This window comes from Chitinophaga dinghuensis, assembly GCF_003259435.1.
In the GTDB taxonomy this organism is placed as follows: Bacteria; Bacteroidota; Bacteroidia; order Chitinophagales; family Chitinophagaceae; genus Chitinophaga; species Chitinophaga dinghuensis.
In genome coordinates, this window is record NZ_QLMA01000009.1 from 201,208 (window position 1) to 213,322 (window position 12,115).

Genomic DNA, 12,115 nt, shown 5'->3' on the forward strand with positions numbered 1-12,115 from the left:
TTGAATCTTAAAACGATGATTTACTAATAATTGACTTTAAAAGTCCCGTCCGTTAAAGGTTTTTCAATTTCACCACTGGTTAAAGTGCCGGAGAATGTACCTTCGGCATGTTTACTATTGATGCTAGTTAAATTAATTGTGATCCCTGTTCCCATACAGTAATACATTACCTTATTCGCCTTGACATCCGATAAAATCAGGAAAACATCCGTATTATACTGACCTGTCTTGGCGGAATCCGGGAAAAACAGGGTGAGCGACATATGCTGATTAAAGTTGTTCGTGATACCATTGATGGTTAAGGCCATCTTCTTTTCGGCAGTATCCCGCGCCAACGTCGTTTCCGTAGAGGATGACGTATAAGTCATATCTCCTATCTGAAAACTAAAATAACTGACAGGTATCCCTTCCTTGGACGACCCACAGCCGGTAAAAACAGTTACTATGGCAATTAATGCCACTAACCATAGGGTAAATCTCATTGTTAATTATTTTGAGTGTTGATGATATGCCCAGAAAATCCCGGAACGCAAGTAGCTGGCGTCAATTTCACAGGTATGGATATGCTGCTGGCCATGACTCATAGGCACAACGTCCCGGCCAGCAATCATTTTATAAATCGACATAGGATGCCGGTGAGCATCTTGGTATAGGGATAAAATATATCTGCAATATATGCAGAAAATTATAAATTATATAAAATATTTATAAGAATAATTTATAAAGGGTTGTTTCGGGAGACGACAGCCGCTCAGAAGGCTTGTGTCTCTTTAAAATACATATTTAACAATATTTTTCTCCACCTAATTGCCTATTATTACGATCTTACGCCATTAATTAACTAAAGCGCATTATGTCGTCCGAAGTGATCAAACAATTACAGGAAGCCGTGCAGTTTTCCCCGGAGAATGTGCCGCTACGACTGCACCTCGCTCAGGTGCTCCTGCAGGATTTTCAATATCAGCAGGCAGAAGAACAATACAGAAAAGTACTGGAACTCTCCCATGATAATATACCAGCCCAGCTAGGACTGGCCCGCACTTTCTACCATCAGACGAAATATTCTGTGGCCATCGTTGTACTGGAACAACTGGAACACCAGGACCCTGATAACTTCGATGCCCTCCTGCTCCATTGCAGAATATTGGTGAGAGAAAATTCCATGGAAGCAGCCAGAGATATGTATCAGCATCTGTTAGCACTCAATCCCGGCTTCCGCGATGAAGCCCTGGATGGCTATTTCAGAATGCCGCAACAACAATCTGCCCCTTCTCTGGATGATGAAGAAGAAGAGGTGGAAAAAATCTTCACCCTCGAAAAACCGGAGATCAATTTCGGCGACGTGGGCGGCATGGAAAGAGAAAAACAGGAAATAGACCTGAAAATTATAAAACCACTGCAATTCCCGGATCTGTATAAAGCCTACGGCAAAAAAGCCGGTGGCGGTATCTTATTATACGGCCCTCCAGGCTGCGGTAAAACCTACCTGGCGCGCGCTACCGCCGGCCAGATACAGGCAGAATTCATCAACGTCGGCATTCACGATGTGCTGGATATGTGGATCGGTAACAGTGAGAAAAACCTCCACAGCCTCTTTGAACTGGCCCGCCAGTCCAAACCATGCGTACTCTTCTTCGATGAAGTAGATGCCCTCGGCGCTAATCGCAGCTCTATGCGCAACAGCGGCGCCAGTCATCTCATCAATCAATTCCTTTCCGAAATGGACGGCATCGCTGCCAACAACGACAATGTCCTGATCATCGGCGCCACCAACGCTCCTTGGAGCCTGGACCCGGCTTTCCGCCGCCCTGGCCGATTCGACAGAATCGTTTTCGTAGCTCCTCCAGATCAGGAAAGCCGCGAAGAAGTACTGCGCATCCAACTACGGAACAAACCTGTTGAAGCCATTGATTACCGCGCTATCGCTAAAGCAACCGCTGGCTATTCCGGCGCTGATCTGAAAGCTATCGTGGACCTGGCCATTGAAGATAAACTGATGGAAGCCTTACAGAAAGGTATTCCACAACCTATTACCCAGAAAGATTTGATGAAGGCTACCAAAACGCATCGCGCTACTACCAGGGAATGGTTCAATACCGCCCGCAATTACGCGCTGTACTCCAACGAGGCCGGCCTCTACGACGACGTTTTGAAATACCTGGATATTAAGAAATAGCATATGGCTTTATTGATACAACGCGCTCAATTGCTCATGCAACAAGGCCGTGTACAGGATGCAGTCACCACTTTACGCCAACATCTCAGCACTTACGCCAACGATATTGACGGACTTTTTCTACTGACCATCTGCTACCTGGAATTAAATAATATTGAAGAAGCAGAACACATCATCAGCACCGCGCTCGGTATGGCGCCTGCTGATGATAGGTTCCTATACCTGCGCTCCCGGATCGCATTTAACAGAAATCAGTTTAGCGCTGCCATTATCGCCATCGGTGAAGCAGTCGCCGTAAACCCGAACGAACCAGATTATTTCGCTATGTGGAGCCAAATTCTGCTCTACAAAAAGGACTACCAGGAAGCCCTCGCCAAAGCGGAAGAAGGACTCGCCCTGGACCCTGAAAATCAAGCCTGCCTTAATCTGCGATCCAATGCGTTGTTTAACCTGGGCCGAAAAGAAGAGGCCTTTTCAGACCTCCGCGAAGCCCTGGAACGTAACCCGGAAAACGCTTATACACACGCAAATATCGGCTGGAAATGGCTACAGGCCGGCGATCATCGCCAGGCGCTGGAACATTTCAGAGAATCCCTGAAACTGGACCCCAACCAATCTTTCGCCAAAGAAGGTATGGTGCAGGCCATGAAAGCCAGATATTGGCTCTATCGCCAGTTCCTGAAATACGCCTTCTTCATGGGCAAACAGAAAGCTGGCGTACAATGGGGAATTATCATCGCGATTTTTATTTTAGGTCGTATAGCCAGTAACGTATTTTTCCCGCTATACATCCTGTTTGCTGTAATGGCCATCAGCACCTGGCTGATCTTACCTATCAGCAATCTTTTCCTGCGACTGAACCCATACGGCCGCTATGCCCTTACTCCTGAAGAAACCCGGGTATCCACCATCGTAGGTATTCTCCTACTGGTAGCGCTACTCTCGGCAGGCGCCTTCTGGATTACATCCTTCGTCCCATTCGTGGCACTCGCCATTACATCGGGAGTAATGATGCTACCAGTTTCCAGCCTGTATGCCTCGCAGGATAAAAAGAAAAGAACCTTATTCCTTGTATACACCCTGGCACTGGCGGTGATGGGCCTGGGCGGGATCTGGATGTCTTTCTCTCTGGGCGGCGATTTTGATAATAATATATGCATGAATATAATGCTGATAGGGGTATTCATCTATCAGTTAATGGCCAACTTCGTGATTAGTCGGGGCCGTTGATGATTTTGAACTATCCGTATATCGCCCACTAACCTATGAAACCCTATGACATCTGCTGTGATTCAACGTGCGCAAATTCTAATAGAACAGCGCCGTTTTCAGGACGCTATTTCCTATATACTGGAACATCTTGCGTCCCTCCCCAATAATAGCTATGCCCTTTATCTCCTAGCATTCTGTCATATCCAGCTACAACAAATAGATGAGGCAGAGATAGTGGTAAACAATGCCCTTGCAATAGATCCTACACGAGATACATTATTTTTTCTAAAGGCTAGAATTGCCTTTATGAAAGACGAGTACCAGGATGCTATTCAGGCTATTAAAGAGGCGATAGCCATCAACCCCCAAGAGGCAGATTATTTTGCTTTCTGGAGTCAGGTCTTACTCTCTAAAAGTTTTTATAAAGAAGGCCTCGCCAAAGCAGAAGAAGGGCTGGCCCTGGCTCCGGAACATGAGAACTGTCTTAATATGCGCTCAAACGCACTTTATTACCTAGGTAAAAAAGATGCTGCATTCTCGGATTTGAAAGATGTACTCAGCCGCAACCCGGAAGATGCCTATTCTCATGCCAGTTTGGGCTGGAAAAGACTGGAAGCTGGGGATCATCGCCAGGCGGTGGAAGACTTCCGGGAATCACTACGGCTGCACCCCAATCAGCTATGGTCAAAAAGAGGAGCCCTGCAGGCACTTCAGGCCAGGTACCTGATATTTCGGCAGATATTGAAATATACCTTCTTTATGAAGCGCCAGGGATTGTTTATCCAGTTATTCCTCATTGTAGGAATACTGGTACTGGGGCATCTTATCAGCCAGGTATTCTTTCCATTATACTTATTATTTGCAATGATGGCTGTAGCTCCATGGTTGATGGATCCTTTGAGTGACCTCTTTTTACGATTTCACTTAAAGGAGCGTCCTATTGCTGCTGAGGAGCAATCCGGCTTATCCTCGCTGACAGGTATACTCTTTAACATAGCCATTACAGCCGCTGTTGGATACTGCGTAACAGCTATTCATCCTTTGTTGGGACTCGCTGCTATTATAGGCGGTATGATGCTGCCGGTTATCAATGTCTTTTCAACCTATGACGGCAGGCCCCCCAGTACCATTATCATTTGCTATATCCTGATAATAGCAGCCATGGGAATTACTGGTATTGGGATAACCATAGCCTCCCGTGATCCTTTTAGTATATGCATGTCCGTTATAGTGATTGCCGCATTTATTTATCAACTTTTGGCAAAATTTGTTTTCAGTCAGAAAAAATGATTTTTTAAATACCAGTAACTTAATACCATAACCTGTGAATCCTTCTCTATCTGCAGACATTCAACGTGCACGAATACTAATAGATCAAAGACGATATCGGGATGCTATTCCCTACTTGCTGGAACATCTTGCTTCCTGTCCCAATGATATATACTGCCTGTCTGTATTGGCGGAATGCCATATTAATCTGGGCAAACTAATTGACGCAACCCGGGTTATTGACAGTGCCCTCGCTATTAGTCCTGCTGACGACAAACTAATGTACCTTAAATCCAGGGTGGCCTTTTATAAAAAACGGCTGGATACTTCTATTCAGCATCTCGAAGAAGCAATCGCCATCAATCCGAATCAGCCGAGCTATTTTGCTGCATGGGGAGAAGTCCTCATGTATAAGAATGATTTTACACAGGTTCTCGCTAAAGCAGAACAAGGGCTGGCGCTGGATCCGGAAAACAGTATCTGCCTTAGCCTGCGCTCTCATGCCCTGTTTCAGCTGGGTAAAACGGCAACGGCTATTTCGGATCTGGAGCACATGCTAAGTCAAAATCCGGAAGATGTGGGATTGCATTGCAGTCTGGGCTGGAAATGGCTGGAAGTCGGCGATTATCCCAGGGCAACAGGTTATTTGCGGGAGTCGCTACGACTGGATCCTAACTATGATTGGGCGAATCAGGGGATATTACTTGCCATGCAGGCGAAGTATTGGGTTTGTCGCCCATACATAAAGTATAATTTCCTTTTTAAGACACATGTCAGAAGGCTGCTATTGGGGCTCCTGGTAGGCTTTCCTTTATTAGGTTATTGGATCAGTGTTCTCTTTCTGCCATTATATATCGTATTAGCGGTGATGTTATTATCTCCCTGGCTGGTATTGCCAATAGGTAATATCATGTTGTTGTTTAGCCGGTCTGGCAGAACCGCGCTCCCGAGTGTACAAACAAGGATTTCTTCAGCAATAGGTTTCCTCCTTTTGATGATAATTGCGGCAACTGCCGGATATTGGCTGATGACTACCAAGTTCCTGCTGGCCATTGGTATGGTGGCCGGTGCCTTGATCTTACCTTTAGGTTCTGTGTATTTGTCGCACAAGAAAGTACGCTGGCCACTGGCATCTTTTTATACCTGGCTACTCGCTGTTTTAGGGATAATCGGCATCTATCGCACTATTGCAAGTGGTCATTTATTCAATGGCTGGATGATAGCGATGTTTATTGCGTTATATATCTTCCAGCTTTTTGCACTTAAAGTATTTGGTCAATTACGGAAATGAATATAATAAGGAAGGGCCTGCAGTCGCAGGCCCTTCCTTATTATATATATGCTCTTTTATTATGCATCAATCTTAGCATATTTCGCATGAGATTCAATGAACTCACGACGAGGAGGAACTTCGTCTCCCATTAACATACTGAACACGCGATCTGCTTCTGCAGCGCTTTCAATAGTTACTTGTTTCAGGGTACGATTATCCGGATTCATGGTGGTATCCCACAGCTGTTCTGCGTTCATCTCACCAAGACCTTTATATCGTTGAACAGTAACGCTGTCTTCACGGCCATTACCCGCAATACGCGCGATAGCTGCTCTACGTTGTTCTTCTGTCCAGCAATACTCCTGATCTTTACCTTTCTTCACCAGGTACAGCGGCGGTTGTGCGATGTACACATATCCTTGCTCCACCATCGCTTTCATATAACGGAATACGAAAGTCAGGATCAGCGTTGCGATGTGGCTACCATCCACGTCGGCATCCGTCATGATGATCAGTTTGTGATAGCGCAGTTTAGCGAGATTCAGGGCTTTTTCATCTTCTTCTGTACCGATGGTAACACCCAGAGCAGTGAAGATATTCTTGATCTCTTCGTTCTCGTAGATCTTGTGCTCCATCGCTTTTTCTACGTTGAGGATTTTACCTCTCAGTGGCAGAATCGCCTGGAACTGACGGTTACGGCCTTGTTTGGCTGTACCACCCGCGGAATCCCCTTCGACAAGGTACAATTCGCATTTTTCAGGATCATTATCAGAACAGTCTGCCAGTTTACCAGGAAGACCGCTACCAGTCATAACGCTTTTACGTTGTACCAGCTGACGGGCTTTACGGGCAGCTTCACGTGCCTGCGCTGCAAGAACTACTTTATTAATAACGGTCTTAGCTTCGCGAGGATGTTCTTCCAGGTAAGCTTCCAGTACGCTGGCAACAGAACTGTCTACCACACCCATTACATCGGAGTTACCGAGTTTGGTTTTGGTCTGACCTTCGAACTGAGGCTCAGGTACTTTTACGCTAATAATAGCGCTCAGACCTTCGCGGAAGTCATCTCCGGTTACTTCTACCTTCGATTTCTCAAATAATTTATTCTTATCGCCATAGGACTTGAATACACGGGTGATCGCACGGCGGAAACCGGCAACGTGCGTACCACCTTCTATGGTGTTGATGTTATTCACATAAGAGAAAATGCTCTCACTGAAAGAGTCATTATATAACAATGCTACTTCCACAGCAACATTAGAATCTTTATCCTGTGCTTCGATAAAGATAGGCGCTGGCAACAATGCATTTCTGCGACCATTCTTATCAAGCATCTGTACAAACTCCATAATACCGCCTTCAGAATAGAAAACTTCTTTATGGAATTGACCATTCTCGTCTTTCTCACGCTCGTCCGTGAGGGTAATACGAATCTGGCGATTCAGATAAGCCAGTTCGCGTAAACGACCAGCTAGGATTTCTCTGTTATAGGTGGTTTCCTTAAAGATTTCGCTATCTGGCTTGAAGTGAACGGTAGTACCAGTACTATCCGCTACGCCGATCTCACGTACGGCATACTGTGGAATACCACGATGGTATTCCTGCTCGAAGATCTTGCCTTCAGTACGAACAGTAACATGCTGACGGGAGCTGAGCGCATTCACGCAACTCACACCCACACCGTGCAGACCTCCGGATACCTTATAGGTGTTTTTGTCGAATTTACCACCGGCATGCAGTACAGTCATTACTACTTCCAGTGCTGAACGTCCCTCTTTTGGAATAATACCTACAGGGATACCACGGCCATCATCTACCACACGGATGGAATTATCTTCCAAGATAGTTACATCAATGTTTTTGCAATATCCGGCCAGCGCCTCATCGATAGAGTTATCCACAACCTCGTAAACCAGGTGGTGTAAACCCTTAATACCGATATCGCCAATGTACATGGCCGGGCGCTTGCGCACGGCTTCCAGACCTTCCAATACTTGGATGCTCCCCGCATTATAACTGTTGCTGGGGCTGGTTGCTTGCACTAATTCTTCGCTCATATGTTGGTGTAAAATCTATTAGAAATAAAATGTGTCGACAATCATGCAAAAGTACGAAAAATAAGCCTTATTTCAATAAAAAAACAACTGTTTTTAAGTAGGATGGATGTAGAGTTTTCTTTCTATATTTTGCCAGTCCCTGCGGTTTCTTTTACGCCCGCGAAAATCGTTTTCCAAATAAGATTGAAAAAAGACTTCCGGATATCCCGCTGTAGCGTAGGCCGACTAATTCTTACATTCTCTCCAGGCAAAGGATTACTTTCTTTCAGCGCCATAATATTAGCCAATAAGCTGATAAGCCCCTTCCTCACATACTCATTATGTGCTTTATCCTCTTTAAGAATGGCAATTCTGAGATGATCGTACAGTAGTTTCACCTGTCCGGAAGCTTTACGCTCGTCTCCCTTAATCTGGAAACTCAGTTCATTGATATGGCAGGACCGGATTTCCACTTTTCCTAAGGGTTTGGTAACAGGATTTAACTCCTTGCCATTCATATTTTTCAGCTCCCCGGATACAGCAAAATTACCGGTTTTACTGCCAAGGATGAAATCAAAACGGGCTGTCAATTTGCCACTATTCATCAAAATGGCATCTATATCAGCAGTACAATGATTATTCCTTTGCACCAGGGAATCCACATTGGTGATATTCAAAAATCGACCATTAATATTGCTGAAACGGAGCTCCCCACTACGTCCGGATTCGGGATTTGTTTCCATATACTGCATATTCACCCGATGCCCCATTAAGGTATCTATTACTATTGGCACCGCAAATTTGGCCAATACCTGGTTTGGGAACTGCCCCAGTTTATCTCCTGGCGGCAAGGGCAAGCTTCTGTCGCGGTAAATTTCAAGTTTTCCCCCTCCTATTACCACTTTATCTGCCCAGATCTGCTGAGCCTGCAATAATAATTTCGGATTAATATTATATACCGCGATATCGCTTAATATCGCATAGTAATAGTCTTGCTGGTAACCCAATAACTGTTGAAAAGCCTCTTTTTCGTACCTGGGATTGACTTCTATACCTCCAATTCTGAGGGTTCGTTCTGCTGCTTCATAGCGTATTCCAGTGATATTCAATGAATAAAGACTATCCTTGGTAAGAGAGGTGTAATTCCGCATCCCGATCTCATAATTCCGGGCATACAGGAAGCGGGTAGGGTCGTTCAGGGCTTGTGAATCAATCAGGAAATCGTTTACCCGGATATCCAGGTTCTGGAACTCATGCAGCACTACTGAGGAATCCTTCCTGATAAACTTGTACCTGACATGCGTGCTGTCCAGCGCAAGAGTGCCAATCAGAATAGATTTCATTTTGGGAGATATATGCTGATAAGCCGTCAGCGGTTTACTCGTATCGCGGACATTGGCGTTTTGTTCTATAATAATTGTTGGACTGCTTACCTTCAACAGGCCTGCATTCAGTTCTTTATTGCGGAAATACCGCCATGGTTTAAAGTATTTTAACTCCAGTTTATCCACACTGACCAGGTATATTTCGGGAGGAGCTGTATGGTTTTTCCGCATCCGTTCATAAACAGCGGTATCCAGTACCATACTGGCTTTCTCAATGGTTACACTGCCAGTGAGCACATTTAGTCGGGCACTTTTATACTCCACTTTGTACAAACTGTCCGATATCTCCTGTACATAACTTTTCAGTTCTTCCCGCATCATGCCGTTCCAGCGTTGATTCAGGTAAAATCCCAGCGCGAAGATTAATCCTGCCAATATCCCGGCAATGACCATGACCGCCTTAAAAGTCTTGTTGATATTATACTTCCTTCCCATGTGTAACTGAATACCCTAAAATTACGCTAATTGCCTGTTTTTAGTACTACATCTGTCTTTTAAATATATTGAAAAGTATCGATGATTGTAAGGGGAGTGTCATAATAATTTTCAATTAAAATCGAATGACTAAATTTGTGAGGTTTTTAACACAATAGCAAGATGAAAGAAGTACAGGACATACTAGCACTGGCCATTCCTCAGCCAGCCATGAGCGATCAGCTGCAACTGGTAGAACAGGATCAGGTGTCGGTGCCAGACTGTCTGGATTTCACCTTGCAACGATTCACTTACGAGATGCCGTTGCCTGTGGAAGATGTGGCTATGGTGGTATATCAGCCGGCGAAAAGAGGTCATGCTGCTGCCATTGAGCTGAAATACTGTGTGGCGGGCAATAAGTATTGTAAGAATCCGGGTTGTACAGATCAATTATGTGCGGAAGCAAAGCATGGAGAATGTGATGAAAAGCTCCCTTCTGTAGACCTGATTACTGTTAGATTTCAACCTTCTTTTATACAATCTCTCCAGAAGGGTTCTACTTCTGTTTCTTTCCTGGAAATGCAGTCCCGTAAACCATTTGTGAAAACCATTCAGCCTTGCACGAAGTCTAAGTCGGTGCTGGAAACCATGGTGCATCACAATTACGACGGCATGTTGAAGAACATTTTCTTACAGAGTAAGGCATTGGAGCTGTTGTTATTCAGTTCTGATCAATTTATCCAGAATGATCCGGATGAGCGATATGGCTGTAGGTTCCTGACTCAAATGGAAGACCGCGAGAAGATTGAGAAAGCGCGGGCTATTTTGTTGGAGCAGTTGGATTCGCCGGTAACTATCCGTGATTTGGCTCGTCGGGTGGCTATGAATGAATGTTACCTGAAGAAGGGCTTTAAAGCGATGTATGGCACTACCATTTACGATTATTTCCAGAAAGAGCGTATGGAGAAAGCCAAAGGATTGTTATATGAAAAAGGGATGTCTGTATCAGAAGTAGCTATGTTGATGGGATATTCCTGTATCTCTCATTTTTCCACTGCATTTAAGAAGCATACCGGGCTCAAGCCTTGTGAATTGTTGCTTCGCTAATCCTTTACTGTAAAGGGTTTGGCATATTTTCCCAATTTGATTAATAGATTTCCCGATTCGATATGTGGAAGCCGGAATATCATCGTTTCTTTGTGTCACGATAAGCGGATATCGATTCGCACTTCCAAAGCTTCCTTATTAGATTTGACCATGGAAGAAACTTGTCTGGCAAAGTAAGTAAAGCCATAAATGTACTTGCAATATCAAACACCATTTGAATAAGTGCAATTCTTGCCAGAAAGGTTTTGACCACATTATAAATCGCCTTGCATATTTATGTAAGGCGATTTTTTTTGCTCGCAAAGGTCGCAAGGGAAGGCGCAAAGACGCAAGGGCGCCTGCGGCGCTGGCGAATTGTTTTTGCTCGCAGAGCAGCGTAAGCAGCAATGCAGCAAAGATTAGGGTGTTGTTGTTTGTTAAGAATTTTAATATATAATTTTAGTGATTAGTAGTCCAAACATATTGGTGGTATTAAGTGGTTTTAGAGGAGGAAAAGAGGGATTCAAGCATAATCTATCAACAACATTCGACACAACATTCAACACATATTTCATCGGCAAACAATCATCAATATATCCAAATCCTTTGCTGCTTTGCTGCTTACGCTGCTCTGCGAGAAAAAAAACCTCCGCTTAGCGCCGCAGGCGCCCTTGCGTCTTTGCGCCTTCCTTAGCGCCCTTTGCGTGAAACCCACGTGCATGAAAAAACCCCGCCCAAAAGAGCAGGGTCTGTCCTATTTATCCCTATACCTATGAAATACGAATTTAATGTTATTCAGTGATGGTGCCTGCGTCGTTCAGTAGCACTGCCTTATCTGCACCATTATCCTGAATATTAACCTTGTAGTAGGCAGCAACATCTGCCCTTTCAATTTTCCAGCCATCTTTGATGGTAGCAGCCGGGTATTTTGTTTTCAGTGTTGTTGTCACTGATTCCGGCAGATTCTGTGCGTCGAACTCGCTTCTAGTGGCTATCCAGCCTCCATCGGCGTTATACTCAGCAACAGTTTTAATATTTTCTTTCAGGAAACTAACGTTCCAGTGTCCAGCACTTGTCTTTGTCCACTTGGCGTCAGTTGTACCTGCAAAATTCTGTTCAAAAGAGCTTTTAACTGCGACAGGTGCTTCCACCTTTTGTACGACAGTTTTTGTTTTTTTAACTGATTTTTTTTGCTGTGCAAAAGTTATGCCGGAAGAGACTAAGACTGCGCAAATAATTAACGTCAACTTTTTCATAAAAAGAT

At 44.5% G+C, this 12,115-nt stretch carries 9 protein-coding genes; 5 read left to right on the forward strand and 4 right to left on the reverse strand.

The window, feature by feature from the left end; genetic code table 11:
• Window positions 1-23: 23 nt before the first annotated feature.
• Complete coding sequence (locus CLV59_RS24430) at window positions 24-482, reverse strand: hypothetical protein (RefSeq protein ID WP_111594722.1); 459 nt, start codon at window positions 480-482, stop codon at window positions 24-26.
• Between the two features lie 371 nt (window positions 483-853).
• Between CLV59_RS24430 and CLV59_RS24435 the strand changes: the two genes are divergently transcribed.
• The 4 genes from CLV59_RS24435 to CLV59_RS24450 are packed head-to-tail and all read left to right on the forward strand — an operon-like array spanning window position 854 to window position 5,948.
• Window positions 854-2,176: an AAA family ATPase gene (locus tag CLV59_RS24435; protein WP_111594723.1), complete on the forward strand. Its 1,323-nt coding sequence runs from the start codon at window positions 854-856 to the stop codon at window positions 2,174-2,176.
• A gap of 3 nt (window positions 2,177-2,179) precedes the next feature.
• Window positions 2,180-3,406 (forward strand): tetratricopeptide repeat protein, encoded by a 1,227-nt coding sequence (locus tag CLV59_RS24440; RefSeq protein ID WP_111594724.1) that lies wholly within the window; start codon window positions 2,180-2,182, stop codon window positions 3,404-3,406.
• Window positions 3,407-3,451: 45 nt separating this feature from the next.
• Window positions 3,452-4,678: a tetratricopeptide repeat protein gene (locus CLV59_RS24445; protein WP_111594725.1), complete on the forward strand. Its 1,227-nt coding sequence runs from the start codon at window positions 3,452-3,454 to the stop codon at window positions 4,676-4,678.
• Between the two features lie 34 nt (window positions 4,679-4,712).
• Entirely contained in the window at window positions 4,713-5,948 is a 1,236-nt protein-coding gene (locus CLV59_RS24450) for a tetratricopeptide repeat protein (protein WP_146616302.1), read from the forward strand.
• Window positions 5,949-6,007: 59 nt separating this feature from the next.
• Here the strand turns inward: CLV59_RS24450 and gyrB are convergent, their stop codons facing one another.
• Window positions 6,008-7,987: a DNA topoisomerase (ATP-hydrolyzing) subunit B gene (gene gyrB, locus CLV59_RS24455; RefSeq protein ID WP_111594727.1), complete on the reverse strand. Its 1,980-nt coding sequence runs from the start codon at window positions 7,985-7,987 to the stop codon at window positions 6,008-6,010.
• Between the two features lie 122 nt (window positions 7,988-8,109).
• A complete protein-coding gene (locus CLV59_RS24460; RefSeq protein ID WP_146616303.1) occupies window positions 8,110-9,786 on the reverse strand; it encodes a hypothetical protein in 1,677 nt (558 codons plus the stop codon).
• Window positions 9,787-9,948: 162 nt separating this feature from the next.
• On the opposite strand from CLV59_RS24460, the gene CLV59_RS24465 reads away from it, so the two are divergent.
• Window positions 9,949-10,872: a helix-turn-helix domain-containing protein gene (locus CLV59_RS24465; protein WP_111594729.1), complete on the forward strand. Its 924-nt coding sequence runs from the start codon at window positions 9,949-9,951 to the stop codon at window positions 10,870-10,872.
• 770 nt (window positions 10,873-11,642) lie between these two features.
• Here the strand turns inward: CLV59_RS24465 and CLV59_RS24470 are convergent.
• Complete coding sequence (locus CLV59_RS24470) at window positions 11,643-12,107, reverse strand: PepSY-like domain-containing protein (RefSeq protein ID WP_111594730.1); 465 nt, start codon at window positions 12,105-12,107, stop codon at window positions 11,643-11,645.
• Window positions 12,108-12,115: the final 8 nt, after the last annotated feature.